The sequence below is a fragment of the Nonomuraea sp. B1E8 genome (assembly GCF_039871515.1).
Classification (GTDB): Bacteria; Actinomycetota; Actinomycetes; order Streptosporangiales; family Streptosporangiaceae; genus Nonomuraea.
The window spans coordinates 365,690-388,153 of record NZ_JBDPLS010000003.1 but is presented as its reverse complement, the minus strand read 5'-3'; the positions used below and the strand labels follow the sequence as shown (position 1 = coordinate 388,153).

Annotated in this window: 8 protein-coding genes (1 of these 8 running past the window's edge); all 8 read right to left on the bottom strand. The window is 72.5% G+C overall.

Features of this window, described 5'->3' with window-relative positions:
* Positions 1–30: 30 nt before the first annotated feature.
* Complete coding sequence (locus ABGA98_RS13685) at positions 31–774, bottom strand: alpha/beta fold hydrolase (RefSeq protein WP_347618616.1); 744 nt, start codon at positions 772–774, stop codon at positions 31–33.
* Complete coding sequence (locus ABGA98_RS13680; RefSeq protein WP_347618615.1) at positions 771–1,805, bottom strand: Gfo/Idh/MocA family oxidoreductase; 1,035 nt, start codon at positions 1,803–1,805, stop codon at positions 771–773. Before ABGA98_RS13680 ends, ABGA98_RS13685 begins: the two co-directional genes overlap by 4 nt.
* Positions 1,802–2,881 carry a saccharopine dehydrogenase NADP-binding domain-containing protein gene (locus ABGA98_RS13675; RefSeq protein WP_347618614.1) on the bottom strand — a complete coding sequence of 360 codons (1,080 nt, stop codon included), beginning with the start codon at positions 2,879–2,881 and terminating at the stop codon, positions 1,802–1,804. The genes ABGA98_RS13680 and ABGA98_RS13675 overlap by 4 nt, the downstream gene beginning before the upstream one ends.
* On the bottom strand, positions 2,878–8,265 hold the full coding sequence (locus ABGA98_RS13670; protein WP_347618613.1) for an amino acid adenylation domain-containing protein: 5,388 nt from the start codon (positions 8,263–8,265) through the stop codon (positions 2,878–2,880). The genes ABGA98_RS13675 and ABGA98_RS13670 overlap by 4 nt, the downstream gene beginning before the upstream one ends.
* The gene (locus tag ABGA98_RS13665) at positions 8,262–14,570 is read right to left on the bottom strand and encodes an amino acid adenylation domain-containing protein (RefSeq protein ID WP_347618612.1); all 6,309 of its coding nucleotides are present in this window, start codon (positions 14,568–14,570) and stop codon (positions 8,262–8,264) included. The genes ABGA98_RS13670 and ABGA98_RS13665 overlap by 4 nt, the downstream gene beginning before the upstream one ends.
* 158 nt (positions 14,571–14,728) lie before the next feature.
* Positions 14,729–17,812: an amino acid adenylation domain-containing protein gene (locus tag ABGA98_RS13660; RefSeq protein WP_347618611.1), complete on the bottom strand. Its 3,084-nt coding sequence runs from the start codon at positions 17,810–17,812 to the stop codon at positions 14,729–14,731.
* A 2-nt stretch (positions 17,813–17,814) separates the two neighbouring features.
* On the bottom strand, positions 17,815–18,636 hold the full coding sequence (locus ABGA98_RS13655; protein WP_347618610.1) for a hypothetical protein: 822 nt from the start codon (positions 18,634–18,636) through the stop codon (positions 17,815–17,817).
* Between the two features lie 15 nt (positions 18,637–18,651).
* Positions 18,652–22,464, bottom strand: partial view of an SDR family NAD(P)-dependent oxidoreductase gene (locus ABGA98_RS13650; RefSeq protein ID WP_347618609.1) — the end only. It continues 23,829 nt past the right edge of the window; only the last 3,813 of its 27,642 coding nucleotides appear in the window; its start codon lies off the right edge, out of view; it ends in the stop codon at positions 18,652–18,654.

Here is a 22,464-nt window from a genome sequence, read left to right as displayed (position 1 = left end):
GCGGAGGAGTCACCGTTTCCTTCCTAGGGGTCAGGGAGTGGACGCCCAGGCCGTCGTGACGGCGCGGGAAAGCTCCGCGATCACCTCGTCCTGGCGTGGCACCAGGTAGAAGTGGTCGCCGTCCAGCGTGCGGACGGTGCAGCGGGCCCTGGTCAGCTCGCCCCACCGTGCCGCCTGCTCCGGGGTGACCTCCGGGTCGTCGCCGCCGAGCAGGGCGGTGACGGGGCAGGCGAGCACGCCGCCGGGGCGGTGCCGGTAGGTCTCGTCGAGCCGGTAGTCGTTGCGGACGGCCGGCAACGCCAGCTCGCGGATGTCGGGGTCGGCCATGAGCTCGGGCTCGACGCCGCCGAGCCCGACGATCTCGTCGATCAGCTCGTCGTCGGAGCCGGCGTGCGTGTCGCCGGGACGGTGCTCGTGGGGCGCGTGCCGGCCGGAGGCGAACAGGTGCGTCACGCCCCTGCCCCTGGCCTCCAGCGTGCGTGCCACCTCGTACGCGATCAGCGCTCCCATGCTGTGCCCGAACAGCGCGACCGGCCGGTCGAGCAGCGGCGCCATCGCGTCGGCGACGAGCCCCGCGAGGTGGTGGGCGTCGTCGACGAACGGGTCGGAGCGGCGATCGCCCCGCCCCGGGTACTGCACGGCGCGCACCTCGACGGAGTGCGGCGCCGCCGCGTGCCAGCCTCGGTAGAAGCTCGCCGAGCCGCCGGCGTGGGGGAAGCAGAACAGCCGTAACGACGCGTACGGCCTGGGCTGGTAGCAGTGGAACCAGGTCATGTGAACTCCGTGGCGGACAGGGGGCGGGGTGCCGTCTGGACCAGCAGCTCGGGCCGGCCGATCGCCGCGGTGGCGTCCTGCCACAGGCGGCTGAGCGTCAGGTGGTACTGGCCCTGCCGCAGCGGGTCGCGGCCGTCCTCGGCGGCCTCGCGCAGCCCGGTCAGGGCCCGGCGCACGCCGTCCGGCCACACCTTGGTGACGATGTCGGCGAACGTGGGCGCCTGCTCCGGCCCGATGGTGGTGGCGCTCGGCAGGCGCAGGTGGTCGGCGCCGGTGTCGAAGCGGTCGTCGGCGTCGCGGGCGACGTACATCCGCGGGGTCCACACGATCGGGCCGTGCGTGTTGACCAGCGTGAGGTTGCCGCCCTCTGTGCCCACCGTGATGCGGTGCAGCAGGTGGAGGTGGGCGTCGGGGTCGTTGGGCGCGATCTGGTTCTGCACCCGGAGGGTGAGGGGCACTCCTCCGACCGTACCCGTGACGCACGAGAAGGGCGTGCCCGGGGCCGTGGCGGTGAACGTCCAGGGGCGCAGGCCGCCCAGGGCCTGGCCGAGGATGTCGAACAGGGCGTAGGCCACGTGGACGCTGCAGGCGGCGTCGACGTAGAGCGGCTGCTGGAGTTCGCGCAGGCGGCGGGCGGCCTCGATGAAGCGGCGCACGGGGTCGAGGTGGACGTACAGGGTGTTCACGTGGTGCACCGCGGACGCGGCCCTGGCGGTGCGCAGGGTGCGGGCCAGCTCGTCGGCGTGGACCGGGTGTTCCTGGAGCACGTGCACGCCCCGGGACAGCAGCGCCGCGGCCAGCTCGCTGCCCTCGCCGCCGACGACGCCCGACCGTACGACCACGCAGGCCAGGTCCGCGAGCTCGGGTACCTGGTCGGGGTCGGTGACCAGCGGGACGCCGTGCTCCCTGGCGTACGCGGCGGACCTGGCGCTGCCGCGGGCCAGGATGCCGGTGAGCTCGAAAGGGCCGTCCCGCATGGCCGACAGGTAGATCTGGCCGAACTTGGTGCCGCACACCACGACTCGTTTCACAGCGCGCCCTCCTCGAACGCCGGCGCGGCCAGGTCGATGGGGGCGACCGCGTCCGTGATCTCGGCCGTCGCCACGCCTTCGAGGTCCGCCAGCATGCCGGCCGGGTCGAGCACGGCGTCGGCGTGGTGCAGCCCGTCCGGGACGTCGCCCGCCAGCACCGCCCGGGCGGCGTGGGCGGTGACGGCGGCGGTCAGCGCGTAGGAGTCCGCGGTGCGCACGACGAGGGTGCTGGTGTTGTGCGGGCCGATGAGCTGAAAAAGCAGGACATAGTACGGCGTGCGCCCCGCCAGTTCGAGCTCGGCGACGCGGGCCAGGTCGGCGGCCGACGTCGCGGTGCTCGCGGTGGCGAGGACGCGGTCGCCGGTGATCACGTTGTACCAGCGGGCCTCGGCCAGCCCCAGGTCGGCGGCGACCCGTTCCGCCTCGGCGCTCAGGTAGGGGTAGGCGGTGACCGGTCCGGGGAAGTAGGGCAGCTCGACGTCGTGCGCGGGGGCGAGGGCGCGCGCGACCTTGCCGCCGTCACGCCACCCGGCCAGCGCCGCGCCCCGCTCCTCCTGGCCGGCCAGCAGGAAGTCCCCGGCCGCCGCGGGGGTGAGCCGGTCCAGCCCTCCGGTGTAGACGTCGAGCCTTTCCGCCGGGCCGCCGTGCGCGGAGGCGAGCGCGGCGAGGTGGCGAGGCAGCAGGCCGGTGAGGCCGGGGAGCATCCCGGCGGAGATCATCGCTGTCCGGCCGCCCGTGCCGGTCGCGGCCAGCCCGGCGAAGGACGCGGCGTCGCCGGCCGCGTCCACGTAGTCGGCTCCCGCCGCGAAGGCGGCCCGTGCCACCCGGTCCCGCAGCAGGTACGAGGGGCCCGCGCAGTTGACGACGAGCTGGCAACCCCGGCAGAACCGGGCGAGCGCGTCCGGATCGAAGGCGTCCACCTGCCACGCCTCGCCCTCCCCGCCCAGCGCGTCGGCGACGAACCGCCGCGCCGCCCCACCGTCGCGCCCGCCCACCCGCACGCTCGCGGCGCGGCCCGTGAGGAGGAGGGCGGTGGTGGCGCCGACCGCTCCGTAGCCGCCGAGGATGCCGATCACGCGGTCGTCCCGGTGATCAGTTTGGCGACTCCGGCGGCGTGGCCCTGGTCGAGGCAGGTGAAGTGGTCGCCCCCGACGTCGCGCACGGAGAGCCGTCCCAGGCAGAGGTCCTGCCAGAACTCCGTCATGTCGTCCTGGAGGGTCGGTACGAGGTTGGTGACGCCGCGCTGGCGCAGGAACGTGATGTCGCCCGCGTACGGCTCGGGGTCGTAGCAGGTGACGGCGGCGAAGCTCTGCCTGAAGACCCGGTAGGCGAGGTCGACGCGCTCGGGCGGGTGGTCCAGGCCACGGGCGACGGCGGCCAGGCGGTCGGCGGGCGAGGTGGCGGACAGCTCGGCGAAGCGGCCGCCGATGGCGGCGAGGCCCGGGTCGGCGGAGCCGGCGAGCGCGGCGAGGGCGCCCTCGCCCACGTGTCCCGGCGAGGTCTCCAGCACGGCCCGCAGGGCGCGGGCCAGGTCCTCCTCGGGGTAGCCGAGCCGGACGGGGTCGAGCCCGCACGCCTGGGCGAAGCCGTACTCCAGCATGAGCTCGTCGCTGATCCGGTACGGGAAGCGCGAGCTGCTGATGACGGTGAGCTCGTCGACGGTGGCGCCGCCCTCGGTGAGCCGCCGGGCGACCTCGGTGGCGATCAGCCCGCCCATGCAGTAGCCGATGATGTGGTAGCCGGGCGCGTCCTCCTTGAGCAGCGCCTGCGCGTACGATCCGGCCAGCGACTCCACGGCGGCGGCGGGGTCGAGCTCCAGGTAGTGTCCCGCGTCGTTGATCACCAGGCCGAGCAGGGGCCCGCCGGACAGCTCCGGGGTGAGCGCCCGGTAGGGGGTCAGCGTGCCGGTGCCGTCGTGGAGCAGCACCCGCACCGGGCCCTGCCCGCCGGCCAGGCGCACCAGCGGGCTGACGTCCGTCCTGGACAGGCCGCGGTCGCGGTCGTCGCGGGCCTGGCGGAGGTGGGCGGCGAGCGCGGCGACGGTCGGCTGGTTGACGAGCTGGCGGACGAGGCTGTCCCAGTAGAAGTTGTGCGCCTCGGGCAGTTCCTCGCGTACGCGCCCGGCCAGCCGGGTGACCAGCAGGGAGTCGCCGCCCAGCGCGAAGAAGTCCTGGTCCCTGCCGACCTGCTGGAGGCCGAGGAGTTCGGCCCAGAGCGCGGCGAGCCGCCGTTCGAGGTCGTCGCGCGGCTCCTCGCCCGCGGGGGTGCTCTCGCCGGCCGTACGCGGCAGCAGGGAGCGCAGCCGCGCCCGGTCGATCTTGCCGTTGTCCGTCAGCGGCAGCTCGTCGACCACCTGGACGTGGGTCGGGATCATGTAGCCGGGCAGCCGCTCGCCCAGGAACGCCCGCAGCTCCGCGAGGTCGATGTGCTCCCGGTCGGCGGGGAAACGGGCGGCGAACACGCACTGTCCCAGGGAGGCGAGCGGGTCGTCGGGCCCGGGGAGGCAGGCCATGGTGGTGGCGCCGGCGGCCGCGAGCAGGTCGAGCCACTCCTCGCGGGCGACGAACGTACGGTCGCGGCCCTGGCGCACGTCGGCGTAGTCGTGCGGGTTCATCAGGAACTCCATCGAGCTCATGATCTGCACGTGTTCGCGGGTCGTCTCGATGAACACCAGCCACCCGCCCGGCGCCAGCAGCTCGCGGAACCTGGCGAGCACGGCGGCGGCGTCGTGCGAGTTGTGCAGCACGTTGGCGCAGAGGATGACGTCGAAGGAGTTGGGCTCGTACCCCTGGGCGCGGTAGTCGGCGTTGATGTCGAACAGGCCGTAGCGCACCCACGGGTGTTCGGCGAACCGTTCGGCGGCCTGGCCGAGGAAGAACCGCGACAGGTCGGTGAACAGGTATTCGACGTGGTGCCCTGCCAGCTCGGGGATGAGCTCGGCGCTGGTGCCGCCGACGCCCGCCCCGGCCTCCAGGACGCGGAGCGGCCCGCCCGCGTGCCGCTCGGCGACGCGGCCGATGACGGCGCGCACGATGCGGTTGACGTACCTGCTGAGCACGTTGTCCTTGTAGGCGCCCTCGGCGGTCTCCATCTCGCCCTCGGGGAACAGCAGCTCGCGGGCGTCGAGCTCGCCGCGCATCAGCTCGGGCAGGTGCGTGGTGCTGACGCGCAGGAACCTGATGAGCTCGGCGCCGTAGTCGAGCCCTTCCGTGAGGTTCCCGACGCGCTGCCAGAGCGGTTCGAGGGCGGCGGGCTCGCGCAGGCCGTGGTAGCGGCCGGCGTCGTCGCGGCCGAGCCGGCCGCGCTCGTGCAGCGCGGCGAGCCAGCGCCGGACCAGCCGGTGGTGGTCGGGCGCGACCCGGGCGGTCTCCAGGATCTCCGCCAGGTCGTGGCGGGCGTCGCCGGCGAACAGCCCGGCCGTGCGCAGCGCCGCCGCCATCGAGGTGAGCGCGATCTCGTCGAGCGTCTCGGCGACCGCCACCACGCGCGGCAGGTCGACGCCGTCGAGCGCGGCGCGGGCCGCCGCCTCGGCCGCCACGGCGACGTCCGGCTCGTCGCCGCCGCCCTCCTCCTTCCGTACGGCCTGCGCGAAGCCGACGAGGCGGCGTTCGAGGGCCCGGTCGCCGTCGACGATCACGGTGCCGGCGGCGACCGCCGGGTGCGCCTGCAGCGCGGTCTCCACCTCGGCCAGCTCGATGCGGTGGCCGCGGATCTTGACCTGGGAGTCCTCCCTGCCCAGGAACTCGATGGTGCCGCCGGGCCGGTAGCGGCCCAGGTCGCCGGTGCGGTAGAGGCGCTCGCCCGCGTGCTGGACGAACCGCTCCGCGGTCTTGGCCTCGTCGCCGAGGTAGCCGATGGCCACCCCGGCGCCGCCGATGTACAACTCCCCCGGCACCCAGTCGGGGCTGGGCCGCATGGAGGCGTCGAGCACGTGGAAGGTCTGGTTGGCCAGCGGCCTGCCGTACGGGACGCTCACCCAGCCGGGCAGCGGGTCGCCGATGGGGTGGTGGATGGACCAGATGGCGGCCTCGGTGGCGCCGCCCAGGCTGACCACGTCGAGGCCGGGCAGCCGGCGGCGGATCTGGCTGGGCAGCGCCACGGGGACCCAGTCGCCGGACAACATCGCCAGCCGAAGCTCGGGCAGCCCGGCCGCGGGCTCGGCGTCCAGGTAGTGCTGGAGCATCTGGAGTTGTGCGGGCACGGAGTTCCACACGGTGACCGCGTGCCGGGCGGCGAGCTCGGCCCAGTGCGCGGGGTCTCCTCTGCGCCCCGGGTCGGGCAGCACCAGCGCGCCGCCGGTCGCGAGCGGCCCGAAGATGTCGTAGACGGACAGGTCGAAGCCCAGGTTGGCGAGGCCGAGCACGCGGTCGTCCTGGCCAACGCCGAAGCGGGTGTTGATGTCGTCGATGGTGTTGCGGGCGGCCTGATGGCTGATCATGACGCCTTTGGGCACTCCGGTGGAGCCGGAGGTGTAGATGACGTACGCCAGGTCGCCGGGCCGTCGCCGGGCCTCGGGCGGCGCCGTGTCGACGGGCTGCAGGGTGTCGACGGCGATCCAGCCGTCCTCCGCGCGCCACGACTGCGTCAGCACCAGGCGGGCCGAGGCGTCGGCGAGGATGCGGTCGCGCCTGGCGGGCGGCTGACCGGTGTCGACGGGCAGGTAGGCGCCGCCGGCCATGAGGACGCCGAGCACGGCCACGACCTGTTCGGCGCCCTTGTCCATGACGACGGCGACGATCTGTCCGGGCTCGTGACCGGCCGCGCCGAGCGCCCGCGCCACCGCCGTCGCGCGGCCGAGCAGCTCGCCGTACGTGAGCGAGCCGTCGGAGGTGACGACGGCGGTGCGGCCGGGCGTGCGGCGGGCCTGGGCGACGACCTCGTCGTGCAGCAGCCCGCCGGGGAGCGGCGCGGCGGTGTCGTTGGCCCGGGCGCGGCTGCCGGCCTGGGCGGCGGGCAGGCCGACGGGAGACGCGGAGGCCCACGTCTCCTCGGCGGACAGGTCGCCGAGGAGCGCGGTGAAGGCGGCGAACATGTCGTCCACCAGCCCGTCGGGCAGCACGCCCGCGCGCACGTCCCAGTTCACCAGCAGCGCGCCGCGGTGCTCCTTGACCTGGCAGTCGATCCACACCTGGGGTGTCTGGCTGATGCCGTACTCGGGTCTGCCGTGCTCCGCCTCGTCCTGGCCGAGGCCGATGGCGCTGGTGAACACCACCGGCATCAGCGCGGCGTCGCGACCGCGCCTCCTGGCCAGCTCGCGCATGACCTCGATGCCGCCGCAGCGGCGGTGCTCCATGTCGGCGAAGAGCTGCTCGCCGATGGCGCGGGCGCGGTCGGCGAACGGCCGGTCAGGTGTGGTGTCGACGGCGAGCAGGTTGAGCGTGGTGAAGTCGCCCACCACCTGGTCGATCGACGGGTGCAGGGGCGGGCGGTCGAGCAGCGTCAGGTTGAGTGTGAACCTGGGCCTGCGGCTCCACCGCCCGATGACCTCGGCGTAGGCGGCGAGCACGGCCTGCGACGGCGTGGTGCCGGCCGCAGACGCCCTGGCGCGCAGCCTGCTCCACTGTTCGGGCTCGACCCGGCTCTCCCAGCGCTGGAACCTGGCCTCCGCCTGCTGGTCGAGCGCGGGCAGCTCGGGCGCCGGCGGCAGGTCGTCGACGCGGGCCCACCAGTAGGCGCGGTCGCGGTCGTACCGGCCGCTCTCGCGCTGCGCGCGCAGGGCCAGCACGCAGTCGCGGAAGCCGACCGGGACGGGCGGCAGGTCGGCGCCGGGGTCCTCGTGCAGGGTGTGCAGCTCGGCCAGCAGCAGCTGGATGCTGACGTAGTCGGCGATGAGCAGGTCGATCGAGGCGTGCAGGAGCGCGCCGCGGTCGGTGAGCGAGATCCGCAGCTCGAACAGGGGCCAGCTGCCCGCGGGGTAGAGCGTGTGCGCCATCTCCTCGCGGATGGCGGCGAGCCGTTGCTCGGGGTCGGTGCCGCGCAGGTCGCTCACCTGCACGTCGTAGGCGGGCACCTCGGCCAGCACCTGCTGGTGGCCGTCGGGGTGGATGACGGCGCGGAGCATGTCGTGCCGCTCGATCAGCGTGCGCCACGCCGCCTGGACCCGCTCCGGGTCGAGCTCGGGGAAGGCGACCTCGACGTAGCCGTGGCAGGCGACCCCGCCGTAGCCGAAGGCGTCGTTGCGGCCGAGCAGGTACGCCTGCTGCACGTCGGTGAGGGGGAAGGGGTCGAGGCGGTGTCCCGGGTCGGGGCGCACCGTCTCGGCCTCGGCCTCGCGGCGCAGGTGGGCGATGATCTGGGGCTTGGCGCCGAGCAGCGCCGCCCGGCGTTCCTCGGTCAGCGCTCCCTTGGGGGCGCGGAAGCGCAGGCCGCCGCCGTCCTCCCACAGTCGGATTCCCGCCGCTTCCATGTCGGCGATCAGGTCTCGTACGGTCGGCTCTGGTGCGGCCGGTGCCTGGGTCACAGCACGCCCTCCTCTTCGGTGTCGTCCGTCGTCAGGCCGATCGCCTCGGCGCAGTCCGCGATGGTGGGGGTGGTGAAGAAGCGGCGCAGGGACAGCTCGGCGCCGAGCCTGCGGCGGACGATCTCGGCGAAGCGGGTGGCGAGCAGCGAGTCGCCGCCGAGGGCGAAGAAGCTCTGGCCACGGCCTGGCGGCGGGATCTCCAGGAGCTCGGCCCACAGCTCGGCGAGCTGCTGCTCCACGCCTGGGCGTGGTGGGTCGTCGCCGTCCGGTGGTGGCTCCGTATCCGTGGCGAGCGCGGATCTGTCGATCTTGCCGTTGGCGGTCAGGGGCAACTCGTCCAGCATGGTGATCGCCGGCGGGATGGCGTACGCCGGTAACCGGTCGGCCAGGAACGAGCGCAGCCTGCCTTGGTCGACATCGCCCGGAGTGACGAACGCGGCCAGCCGGCGCTGCCGCCGATCCCCCACCGCCACCGCCACCGCACGCCCCACCCCGGGGAACGCCTCCAGCGCCGCCTCCACCTCACCCAGCTCGATGCGATGCCCGCGAACCTTCACCTGATGATCGGCCCGGCCCAGGAACTCCAGCGTCCCGTCCGGCCAGTACCGGCCCATGTCCCCCGTCCGATACCAGCGACCCCCCGCAACCTCCACGAACTTGACCGCCGTCGTCTCCGGATCACCCCGATACCCGACCGCCACCCCCGCGCCACCGATCCACAACTCCCCCGCCACCCAGTCCGGACAGTCACGACCCCGGCCGTCCACCACCCGATACCGCTGATTACGCAGCGGGAACCCGTACGGAACCGACGTCCAGTGCGCCGGCACCCGATCGACCACCAACGCGTTCGACCAGATCGCCGCCTCCGTCGCACCGCCCAACGCCACCAACCGGCACCGCCCCCCGCTCTGCGCCGCCAGCCGCGCCTGCAGATCCAGCCCCACCCAGTCACCCGACACCAGCGCGACGCGCAGACTCGGGGGCAGCTCCTGGGCGGTGACCAGGAGCATGTCCAGCAGGGTCGGCACCGTGTTCCACACCGTCACCCCGTGGACGGCGCACAACTCCGCCCAGCGCTGGGGGTCGCGCCGTTCGTCCTCCTGCAGCAGGACGAGCGCGCCGCCGGCCGACAGCAGGCCGAAAATGTCATAAACCGAAAGATCGAAATCCAGCGCCGACACCGCCAGCACCCGATCCCCATCACCCACACCGAACCGCTCGTTCACATCCACGACCGTGTTCAACGCCGCCCGATGCGAGACCTCCACACCCTTCGGCTCACCCGTCGACCCCGACGTGAAAATCACATACGCCGACATATCCGGCAACACCCCGACCGGACCCGAAAGCCGCTCCCCCACCGGCACCCCCGTCAGCACATGACACACACCCGCCCGCGCCAAAATCCGCTCCCGACGCGCCACCGGCTGATCCACCCCCACCGGCACATACACCCCACCAGCAGCCAACACCCCCAACACAGCCACAACCTGATCCACACCCTTCGGCACCACCACACCCACCGCATCACCCGGCCGAACCCCCACCCCGACCAGATGACCCGCAACCCCCAACGCCCGATCCGCCAACTCCCCATACGACACACAACCGCCCCCAGCGATCAGCGCCACCCGACCCGGCTCACTCACCGCCCGCGCGAAGAACCCCCCATGCAACACACCATCCGGCACCGAACCAGCCGTGGCATTCACCCGCTCCCGCACCACACCCTGGCCAGCAGGCAACAGAGCGGGCACCTCACCCGACCAATCCCCCTCCGCCAACCACTCCAGCAACCCCCCATACGCCCCGAACATCGCATCCAACACCCCCGGCGCGAACAACTCCTCCACCGCGTCCCATCGGACCAGCAGTTCGCCGTCGATCTCGCCGACCTGGCTGTCCAGCCAGACCTGAGGGGTCTGCGACACGCCCCAGACCTGGTCGGCGAACGACGGCCCGGCCACGCCCTCGCCGCCGACCCCGAGCGTGCTGGTGAACACCACCGGCATGGTCATCTCGATCGCGGCGTTCCGCCTGGCCAGCTCGCGCATCACCCAGACCGCCGAGACCTCGCCGTGCTCCAGGCCGCGCCAGACCTCTTCCTGGAGCTTGCGGGCTCCGTCCAGCCAGCCGGCGCCCTGCCGGTAGCCGGCGAGCAGCAGCGAGGTGAAGTCGCCGAGCACGCGGTGGATGTCGGGGTGCACCTCGCGCCGGTCGAACAGCGTGAGGTTCAGCGTCAGCTCCCGCTGGGCGCTCCACGTGCCCAGGACCTCGCCGAACGCCGCCGCCAGCACGGTGGCCGGGGTGAGCTCGTACCGGCGGGCCAGGTCGGTGATCGCCTGCCACCGGGCGGCGGGCAGCCGGAGCTCGCGCCGGGCGAACCTGGGCCGGTCGATCAGCGCCGGGTCGACGCGGAGCGGCAGTTGCGGGGCGGGCGGCAGCTCGGGGAGCCGGGCCGCCCAGTAGTCCTTGGCCGTCTCGAAGACGGCGGGGTCGGGGTCCTGCGCGAGCAGGTAGTCGCGGAACGACACCCCGATCGGCGGCAGGACGGTGCCGGGGTCGTGGTAGAGCTGGTCGAGCTCGGCGAAGAAGACCATCATGCTCAGCGCGTCGACAATAATGTTGTCGAAGCTGACGCCGAGCCGCACCCCGCCTTCGTGGCGTACGGCCCGCGCGTCGAACAGCGGCCACGCCGACACGTCGAGCACCTGGTGCGACATCTGCTCGCGCATGGCCTCGACGCCGTCGGCGGCGGCGATGCTGAAGCGCGGCACCTCGGGCAGGATGCGCTGGAGCCCGTCCTGGTCGAAGACGGCGCGCAACATCTCGTGCCGCTCGATCAGCAGGTTCCACGCGGTTTCCAGCCGGTCGAGGTCGATGTCGCCGTCGAACTCGGTGTAGAAGTGGCAGCCGACGCCGCCGAGCGTGAAGTGCTCGGCCCGGCCGAGCCAGTAGGCCCGCTGCACCTCGGTGGGCGGGAACGGGTCGTGCCGGTGCGCCACGTCGGGGGCCAGCGCGGGGACCGGCGGGGCCGCCTCACCGAGGGTGAGGGTGGCCGCGAAGTCCGCCAGCACCGGCGTCTGGAACAGCACGCTCAGCCTGGCGTCGGTGACGCCTTCCGCGCGCAGCCGGGCGATCATGCGGGTGGCGAGCAGCGAGTCGCCGCCGAGGGTGAAGAAGTTGTCGCTGCGCCGCACGGCCGGACGTTCGAGCAGGTCGGCCCAGATGGTGGCGAGCACGGTCTCGGCGGGGCCGACGGGCGGCTCGTGCTCCGTGGTCTCCTGGATGTCGGCGACGAGTGCGGTGAGCGCGGATCTGTCGATCTTGCCGTTGGCGGTCAGAGGCAGCTCGTCCAGCATGGTGATCGCCGGCGGGATGGCGTACGCCGGTAACCGGTCGGCCAGGAACGAGCGCAGACTGCCTTGGTCGACATCGCCCGGCGTGACGAACGCGGCCAGCCGGCGCTGCCGCCGATCCCCCACCGCCACCGCCACCGCACGCCCCACCCCGGGGAACGCCTCCAGCGCCGCCTCCACCTCACCCAGCTCGATGCGATGCCCGCGTACCTTCACCTGGTGATCGGCCCGGCCCAGGAACTCCAGCGTCCCGTCCGGCCAGTACCGGCCCATGTCCCCCGTCCGATACCAGCGACCCCCCGCAACCTCCACGAACTTGGCCGCCGTCGTCTCCGGATCACCCCGATACCCGGCCGCCACCCCCGCGCCACCGATCCACAACTCCCCCGCCACCCAGTCCGGACAGTCACGACCCCGGCCGTCCACCACCCGATACCGCTGATTACGCAGCGGGAACCCGTACGGAACCGACGTCCAGTGCGCCGGCACCCGATCGACCACCAACGCGTTCGACCAGATCGCCGCCTCCGTCGCACCCCCCAACGCCACCAACCGGCACCGCCCCCCGCTCTGCGCCGCCAGCCGCGCCTGCAGATCCAGCCCCACCCAGTCACCCGACACCAGCGCCAGACGGAGCCGGGAGGGTGCCTGCTCGACCGTCGTGAGCAACATGTCGAGAAGAGTCGGCACCGTGTTCCACAGGGTCACGCCATGGGTCTCGCACAGGCGGGCCCACGCCTGCGCGTCCCGCCGCTCACCCTCCTCGGGCAACACGAGCGCGCCGCCGGCCGACAGCAGGCCGAAGATGTCGTACACCGACAGATCGAAATCCAGCGCCGACACCGCCAGCACCCGATCCCCATCACCCACACCGAACCGCTCGTTCACATCCACGACCGTGTTCAACGCCGCCCGATGCGAGACCTCCACACCCTTCGGCTCACCCGTCGACCCCGACGTGAAAATCACATACGCCGACATATCCGGCAACACCCCGACCGGACCCGAAAGCCGCTCCCCCACCGGCACCCCCGTCAGCACATGACACACACCCGCCCGCGCCAAAATCCGCTCCCGACGCGCCACCGGCTGATCCACCCCCACCGGCACATACACCCCACCAGCAGCCAACACCCCCAACACAGCCACAACCTGATCCACACCCTTCGGCACCACCACACCCACCGCATCACCCGGCCGAACCCCCACCCCGACCAGATGACCCGCAACCCCCAACGCCCGATCCGCCAACTCCCCATACGACACACAACCGCCCTCAGCGATCAGCGCCACCCGATCCGGCTCACTCACCGCCCGCGCGAAGAACCCCCCATGCAACACACCATCCGGCACCGGACCAGCCGTGGCATTCACCCGCTCCCGCACCACACCCTGGCCAGCAGGCAACAGAGCGGGCACCTCACCCGACCAGTCCCCCTCCGCCAACCACTCCAGCAACCCCCCATACGCCCCGAACATCGCATCCAACACCCCCGGTGCGAACAACTCCTCCACCGCGTCCCAAGCCAGGTGGAGCCCGTGGTCGTACTCGTTGATCTGGTGGTCGAGCCAGACCTGCGGGGTCTGCGTGATCATCCACCCGGGCTCGCCGAACGCCTCGCGCACCTCAGGGACGATCAGCTCCGTCCCCAGGTTGCAGGCGAACACCACCGGCGCGCCCGAGTGCTCCCCGTTGCGGGCCAGGTCCCTGAGCACCTCGACGCCGGAGTATCCGGTGTGCCGCGCGTCGGCGCGGAAGCGGGCCTGCAGGGTCCTGGCGCGCTCGGCGAACGGCTGCGGCTCCGAGAGGTCGGCGGCGACCAGGATCAGGTTGGTGAAGTCGGCGACCAGATGGGCGACGTCCGGGTGGACGGTGTCGTCCCGGTCGAACAGCGGCAGGTTGAGCAGGAACCGTGGTTCGCCGCTCCACGCGGCCAGCACCTCGCAGTAGGCGGCGGCGAGCACCATGGCGGGGGTCAGCCCGTGCACGCGGGCCTGCTCCTGGATGCGCTGCCACGCGCTGGTCGGCAGCCACCTCTCGCGGCGGGCGAAGCGGGGCCGGGCGATCATGGCCGGTTCGGTCGCGAGAGGCAGGTGTGGCGCGCCGGGCAGCTCGTCCAGCCGGCTGCGCCAGTACTCCTGGTCGCGGGTACGCCGTGCCGCCCGCTCCGCGCCCCTGGCGGCGAGGTAGCGGGGGAACGAGCAGGCCAGGGCGGGCATGGGCGCGTCGGGCTCCAGGTAGAGCCGGGCCAGGTCCTTCAGCAGGATCTGCAGGCCGAGCACGTCGGCGACGAGGAAGTCCACCTCGAAGTGCACCCTCGACCGGCCGTCCGGCAGCAGCGACAGCCGCACGTCGAACACCTCGCCGCGGGAGGCGTCGAAGCGGCGGTGCGACAGCTGCTCCCTGATGTTCTCGGCGGCGTCCTCGCCGAGCTCGGACAGGTCGTGGACGGTCAGGCCCGGCCACGGGCTGGTGTCCATGATCTGCTGGGTGCCGTCGTCGTGGAAGATCGCCCGCAACATCCCGTGGCGGGCGATGAGGGCGCGTACGGCCCGTTCCAGCCGGTCCGGCTCGACGCCGGAACCGTCGAACTCCAGGTAGGCGTGGCAGCCGACGCCCCCGATGACCTGCCCGTCGCCGCGGCCGATCCAGTAGGCCAGCTGGACGGGGGTCAGCGGGAACGGCGCCGTCTCGTCCACGGCCGGCTCCGGCTCCTGTTCCGGAGCGGCGGCCTCGGTCAGCCGGGAGTGGACCAGCGACCACCAGGCCGCGAGGGTGAACTCCGTCGCCAGCTCGGCGAAGACGATCCGGGCCCCCGCCCGCCGCCACCGCCCGGCGAGCCGCATCGCGCGCAGCGAGTCGAGGCCGAGGCTGATCAGGTCGGCGCCGTCCGTGACCTCGGAGGGGTCGAGGTCGAGCTGGGCGGCGATGTCGGCGCGCATCGATTCCATGGTCGGTGGCGCACCGGGGGAACGGCCCGGCCGCGCGGACGGAACAGCCCGTACTTCCTCGACTTTCTCCAACACGAGACAACCCGCCTATCCACTAGTGCCGCATACGTCGTGTCGGCGGCCGGGCGGGGTTGCCCGGCCGCGCCTTGTCAGGAATTCGTGTCGGCGGCCTGCAGCCTGCGGGCGAGACCGGCCGGGGTCGGCTCCTCGAAGATGTCCTTCAGCTTGAGCCGGATCCGGGTCGCCTTCTTGATCTCCTGCAGCAGCTTGACCGCCAGCAGCGAGTGCCCGCCGAGCGCGAAGAAGTGGCTGTCGGGGCCGAGATCGGTACGGTTCAGCATGGCCTTCCAGAGCGCCACCAGGGAGTCGACCAGCGCGTCCCCGGTGCCGGCCGGGAGGTCGGCCTCGTCCGCGGTGGTCTCGGCGGTGCTGCGCAGCTCCATGGCCAGGTTGCGCAGGGCCGGGTAGTCGACCTTGTCGTTGCCGGTCATCGGGAAGGCGTCCACGGCGACGTACTCCTGGGGGGTCGCCGCGTACGGGAGCGACGCGCTGGCGTGCTCCCACAGCTCCGAGGTGACCTCAGGCCGGTCGGGCGCCACCACGAACGCCCACAGGACGGCGTCCGCGCTGGGGTCGCCGACCACCACGACGGCGGCGGCCCGCACGTCGGGGTGGGCCAGCAGCACGCCTTCGACCTCGGCGAGCTCGATCCGGTTGCCGCGCAGCTTGATCTGGCGGTCGAGCCGGCCGAGGATCTCCAGCTTGCCGTCGGAGGTCCACTGGGCCAGGTCGCCCGTGCGGTAGTACCGGCCGTAGACGGGGTGCTCGCCGAACCGTTCGGCGGTCAGCTCCGGCCGGTTGTGGTAGCCGATGGCCACGCCGTCGCCGGCGATGCACAGCTCGCCGCGGGTGCCGATGGGCAGCGGGCGGCCGTCTGGGGCGGCCACGTACACCTTCGTGTTGGCGATGGGCACGCCCACGTCGATGCGGTCCGCGGCGGGGTCGATGCGTCCGGCGGTGGACCAGATCGTGGTCTCGGTGGGGCCGTACACGTTGTAGAGCTCGCAGCCGGTGGCGGCCAGCCGCTCGGCCAGGACGGCGGGCATCGGCTCGCCGCCGCACAACACGCGGCAGCCCGCCAGCTCGCCGGACGCCTGGTCCACGACCAGCCGCCAGGTGGTCGGCGTGGCCTGGGCGATGGTGACGTCGTGGCGCCGCAGGGCTTCGGCGAGCGGCTCGCCCTGGGTGCGGGCGTCGTCCGGCGCGATGGCCAGCCGCGCGTCCGCCGTCAGGGGCAGGAACAACTCCAGCGCGGAGATGTCGAAGCTGAACGTGGTCAGCCAGAGCACGGTGTCGCGCGGCCCCGCCGACAGCTGGTGCGCGAAGTGCGCGATCAGGTTGGCCAGGCTGTAGTGGTCGATCAGGGTGCCCTTGGGGAGCCCGGTCGAGCCGCTGGTGTAGATGAGGTACGCGCAGTCCTCAGGCCGGACGGGGCTGAACGACGACACCTGCCCGGACACCGGCGTGACCGCGTCGACGGACACGAGCGGGAGGACCGTGCGCTCGCCGGAGACGGTGATGCCGTCGCCCGCGAGGACCACGGCCGCGCCGGCGTCGTCGAGCTGGTAGTCGAGGCGCTGCCGCGGGTGGTCGGGTTCGAGCGGCAGGTAGGCCGCCCCGGCCAGCCACACGCCGAGCGCCGCCGCGGCCAGCTCGGGCGAGCGCCGCGCGAGCAGCGCGACGACGTCGCCCCTGCCCACCCCCGCTGCCTGGAGCGCGTCGCGGGTGGCCTCGGCGGCGGCCCACAACCGGCGCAGGCCGACGTGCCGGTCGCCGTCCACCACGGCCACGACGTCCTCAGGCGGCGCGGCGGACACCTTGCGGGCGATCTTCTCCAGCACGGTCGCGGGCGTCACGGTGTGCTCGGTGGCGTTGGCCATCTCGATGGCCGCGCGGTCCTGGTAGCACCAGACGGGGATGTCCGCGAGCGGCAGGTCGGGCTGCTCGGCGAGCGTGACGAGCAGCTCGTCGTAGCGGGCCAGCAGCAGCTCCACGTCGGACCGGTCGAGCACGTCCACGCAGAACGCGGTCCTGATCTTGATGCTGTCCGGGGTGGAGGTGACGAAGAACTCCAGGTCGAACTTGCTGAAGCCGTTCTCGATCACCACCTGCTCGGCCGGCAGGCCGCCCAGCGTGAACCCGGCCGTCAGGTCGGCGGGCACGTAGTTGAACGTGTGCCGGAACAGGTTGTTGCGCCAGCCGTCGCGGGGCACGATCTCCAGCAGGTCGTCCACCGGGTAGTCGGCGTGCGACATGGCCTCCATGAACGTGCGGCGGGTGTTGCGCGCGTGCGTGCGGAAGGTGCTCGCCCAGTGGACCCGCGTGCGCAGGGTGAGCACGTTGATGTGGTAGCCGATCCGGGTGGCGGCCTCGGGCGTGCGCACGCTGACGGGCGAGCCGATCGTGAGGTCGGGGCCGGCGCCGTGGGCGGCCAGCAGCACGCCGTACGCGGCCAGGAGGATGACCGACTCGGGCGCCCGCAGCTCGCGCTGCATCCGCCGGGCCGCGTCGCGCGCGGCGGGCGACAGCTCCCAGTTGATCACGTCGCCCACGAGGGTCGTCTGGGAGGTCTCGGCCTGCTCGCACCACAGGTCGAGGTCGCCGGCGTGGAACCCGTCCAGCTTGTCGCGCCAGAACGCGCCGCTGCGGGGGTCGGGCTCCGGCTCCTCCCAGGCCGGTACGACGTCGCGCGCCGGTGACTCTCCCGCCACCAGCGCGTCGTAGAGGGTGACGAGCTCGTTCGTCAGCAGCGCCGTCGACAGCCCGTCGAAGATCGAGTGGTGGACGGCCAGGCAGTAGACCTCGCCCGCGTCCTCCTCCAGGACCGCGGCGCGCACCAGCAACTCGCCACCCGGCTCGAACGGCCGCGCGACGAACTCCCTCAGCCACTCGCGCGTGTCGTCCCAGCCGGCCTCCTCGAACCGCAGCACGGCCCGCTCCGGGGGCAGGACCTCACGCGCCATGCCCTCGGGTTCGATCCTGAACACCGTGCGCAGGATCTCGTGGCGGTGCACCACGCGGTTGACCGCTTCCAGCATGAGGTCGCGCCGCGCCCGGCCCGTCACGCTGAACGCCACGGCCAGGTTGTTCACCCCGGCACCGGGGACGAGCTCTTCCAGCAACCACAGCGCCTGCTCCTTGCGGGTGGCGCGCTGGCCCAGCATCTGCTCCATGATTATCTCTCCAGCAGCTTGGTAACGGCCCTGGCGATCTCGTCGTCGGTGAGCAACACGTCGTGGCCCTTGTCGAACCTGAGCTCCTCGGCCACGACGGCGCCGCGGCCGGACTCGCGCAGCCGGTTCAGGCCGTTGCCCGGGTTGTTCGAGCTCACCGCGGTGGCGCGCCGCCACCCCTTCCAGGGATCAAGGTGGTCGGCGTAGGTGAGGAAGGACAGGAAGGCGCTGAACGTGCCCCACATCTCTTCCGAGTACTCCGGGTCGAGCCCGGCTCTTTCGAACGCGCGGTGCCCGACGTCGCGGAACTTGGCGTACAGCTCGGCGGCGTAGCCCTCGACCGTGACGCCCTCCTGCTGGAGCGGACGGTCCATGGCCTCGCGGGTCTCGGCGACGTCCTCCTCGTTGAGGATCGAGGAGAGGATGCCGAAGACCTTGCCGAACTGGAAGTAGATGTTCTCCAGGCTGGTGGGCTCCGGGTCGAAGACGATCAGCCGGGGCGCCTCACCCTGCTCCTTCTCCAGCAGGTCAACGAGCTCGGCCGCGTAGACGGCGCCGATGCAGTAACCCATCACCGCGTGCACCTTCCGGCCGCTCGCCTTGAGAGGTTCCATCCACGAACGCACGTAGGCGGCGCCGTCGACACCCGAGCCAGGTGTCACGGCGGGCGGGGAAACATGCCAGAACGTCCCGTCGTAGTCCATCTTCGCCAGCAGGTCCGGGAAGCCGGCCTCCGCCCGGCCGGTCTCCGTGAAGTCGACGCAGAGGACGAGGTTTTCCGAGCCCGATTCTTTGAGCGTCGTCCAAGTGGTAACCAGAGTCATGATCATTTCCTTTGACTAGGAACTCCCGCCTTCAAGGGCGAGCTGAATCAGGAGGTCGGCGTCCATGCTGTCGATCTCCTCGGTCCTGCCGTTCGTCTCCTCGTCCTCCGGGCCGGCCAGGCGGAAGAGGCTGTCCAGCAGCCCGGCCGCACGCAGTCGTTCGATCGGGATGGTCGTCAGGAGCTGCCGCACCTCGGCGTCGCTGCGCGGGTCGGCGGGCTCGGCCGTGCCCGCCGCGACGGCCGGGAAGAGCTGCTCCAGGACGAACCGCGTCAGGTCGTGGGGAGTCGGATAGTCGAAGATGAGCGTGGCCGGGAGGTGCAGGCCGGTGGCCGTGTTGAGCTGGTTGCGCAGCTCCACCGCGGTCAGCGAGTCGAAGCCGAGCTCCTGGAACTGGCGCTGCGGCTCGATCGCCGACTCGTCGGCGAACCCGAGCACCGCGGCCACCTTGCCCCTGACGACCTCGGACAGGGTGGCCTCGATCCTGGCCGGTTCCATCGTGGCGAGCCGTTCCGCCAGCCCCTGGCCCGGCCGCGTACGGCGGGGTCTGGTGCGGTTCCTGGCCTTGGTGAACTTCGCCGGGACCAGCACGGGGCGGCCGGAGCGCACGCCAAGGTCGAAGAGCGCCAACCCCTCCTCCGTGGGCAGCGGCCGCACGCCCGCGCGCTCCATGCGGCGCAGGTCCGCTGCGTTGAGCTCGCCCGCCATGCCGCTGGTCGTCCAGAGACCCCAGGCCAGCGAGGTGGCCGGCAGGCCCCGCGCCGCCCGGTGGTGCGCCAGGGCGTCCAGGTAGGCGTTGGCCGCGGCGTAGTTGGCCTGGCCCGCGCTGCCCAGCACCCCGGCCAACGAGGAGAACAACACGAACGCTCTCAGGTCAAGATGCTGCGTGAGCTCGTGCAGGTGGCGGGCGGCATCGGCCTTGGGTCGCAGTACGGCGTCCAAGCGGTCGGCGGTCTGGGCGGCGATGACGCCGTCGTCCAGGACGCCGGCCGTGTGCACCACGCCCACCAGCTCGTCCACGCCCTCCAGCAGCCGCGCGAGCGCGTCACGGTCGGCCACGTCGCAGGCCGCCACGTTCACCTCGGCGCCCAGCTCCGACAGCTCGGTGGCCAGTTCGGCCGCGCCGGGCGCGTCCGGGCCGCGCCGGCTGACCAGCAGCAGGTGCCGTACGTCGTGCTCGGTCACCAGGTGGCGGGCCACCAGCGCGCCCAGCCCACCGGTCCCGCCGGTCACCAGCACGGTGCCGTCAGGTCCGAACACCGGCTCGTGCTGCTCCAGGTCCGTCGCCCGGCTCAGCTTCGGCGTCAGAAGCCTGCCGTCCCGGACGGCGATCTGCGATTCGCCGCTTGCCAGCGCCCGGCCCACCGTCTCGGCGTCCAGGCGCTCGCTGTCGGCGTCCGGCCGCTCGTCGGCGTCCAGGAGCACGACCCGGCCGGGCTGCTCCGACTGCGCGGCCCGCACCAGGCCCCACACCGCCGCCTGCGCCGGGTCGGGAACGTCGTCCCCGGCCGCCGCGACGGCCTGGCGGGTGACGATCACCAGCTGCGACGACGCCAGGCGCCCGTCGGCCAGCCACTCCTGCACCAGGGCCAGCGCCGCGCGGGTCGTGGCGTGCAGGTCCGCACCCGCGCAGCGGGTCACGACCGCGTCCGGGACGTCCGCGGGGTCGATGGAGGCCAGATCCGGGTGGACCTCCGCCCCCGTACCCAGGTCATCGGTCCCCAGCACGACCCACCGGGGCGCGACCTGCTCGGCGGCGGCCTGGGCCGCGGTCCACTCGAGCTGGTGCAGGGACGTCAGGTCGCCCGCCGTGAGGTCGGTGGACAGGGCGCGCAGGGTCAGCGCGTCGATGTCGGCCACCGGGGTGCCGGTCTCGTCGGCGATGCTCAACGCGATGCTGGTCTCGGAGGAGCCGCGGGTGACCTTGACCCGCAGCCCGGTCGCGCCCGCCGCGTGCAACGACACGCCGCTCCAGGCGAACGGCAGATACGGCCGCCCCGACTCCGCCCGCGGCACCAGATCACCCAACGCCGCGGCATGCAACGACGCGTCCAGCAACGCCGGGTGCAACCCGAACCGCCCCGCATCGGCGTGCCCCTGCTCCGGCAGGGCGATCTCGGCGAACACCGCGTCCTGGTGCTGCCAGGCAGCCACCACACCCTGGAACAGCGGCCCGTACTCCAGGCCCATCGCCGCCATGTCGTCATACAGCTGCTCGACATCGACCGGCCGGGCACCGGCCGGCGGCCACTGCCCCGCAACCGCAACCGGCTGCACACCCTCCTCAGCCAGCAACCCTTGAGCGTGCAGCGTCCACTCGGCCTGGCCCTCACGCGAGTACAGGCCCACCTGACGGCCACCACCGTCGCCACACGGACCGGCCACCAGCTGGACATCCACCCCCGGCCCATCCGGCACCACCAACGGCGCCTGCATGGTCAACTCGACCAGCCGCGCACACCCCAGCTCCTGACCGGCCCGCAACGCCAGCTCCACCAGCGCCGCCCCCGGCACCACCACCCGGCCATCCACCTGGTGATCAGCAAGCCACGCCTGCCCGTCAAGCGACAACCGGCCCGAGAAGACCACCGACTCCCCACCGGCGACCTCCGTCACCGCGCTCCACAACGGATGGTCGATAGCGCCCAGCCCGGCCGCGCCCACATCCTGCGACTCCAGAACCGCCGGCACCCAGAACCGCTCATGCTGGAACGCATACGTCGGCAGATCCACCAGCCGGCCCGGGGCCAGCGCCGCCGTCCAGTCCACGGCGACACCCTCGACATGCAACCGCCCCAACGCCTCGACCAGCGCCCGGACCTCGTCCCGGTCCTTACGGACAGCCGGAACGAACACCGCGTCCTCAACGCTCTGCTGCGCCAGCCCCGTCAGCACCCCATCCGGACCCACCTCCAAGAAGTGCGTCGCCCCAGCAGCCATCACCCCATCCGCGAACCGCACCGCACCGCGCACGTGCTCCACCCAGTACGACGGGTCGGTCAGCTGCCCAGGCTCGGCCAGACGACCCGTCACGTTCGAGACGACCGGAATCGTCGGCTCGTGGAAGGCGACCCCGCTGATCGCCTCCGCGAAGTCGGCCAGCATCGGCTCCATCAACGGCGAATGGAACGCGTGCGACACCCGCAACCTGCGCGTCCGCACCTGCGCCTGACCCTCGATCTCCGCGATCGCCGCCTCATCACCGGACACCACCACCGCAGCCGGACCGTTCACCGCCGCGATCCCCACCCGGTCCTCCCGACCGGCCAGCAACGGCAGCACCTCCGCCTCCGGAGCCGCGACGGCCAGCATCGCGCCGCCCGAAGGCAGCGCCTGCATCAACCGCGCACGAGCAGCCACCAGCGTGCACGCGTCCTCCAGCGAGAACACCCCCGCCACATGAGCCGCGGCGATCTCCCCGATCGAATGCCCCACCAGCACATCCGCCCGCACACCCAACGACTCGATCAGCCGGTACAACGCCACCTCGAAAGCGAACAACGCAGGCTGCGTCATCCCCGTCTCGTTCAACACACCGTCCGGGTCGGCGAACATCACCTCACGCAACGGATGCGGCAACAACGGCTCGAACTGAGCGCAGATCTCGTCCAGCGCCTCCGCGAACACCGGGAACGCCTCGACGAGGGAAGCCCCCATGCCGATGCGCTGGCTACCCTGACCCGCGAACAACAGAGCCAGCTTCCCGCCGGAACCGCTCCCGGCGATCGCAGCGGAGGGATCGCCGGCCAGCGCCCGCAACCCGGCCACCAACTCGTCCCGATCAGCACCCACCACCACCGCACGCTGCTCCAGCACCGCCCGGCCCGT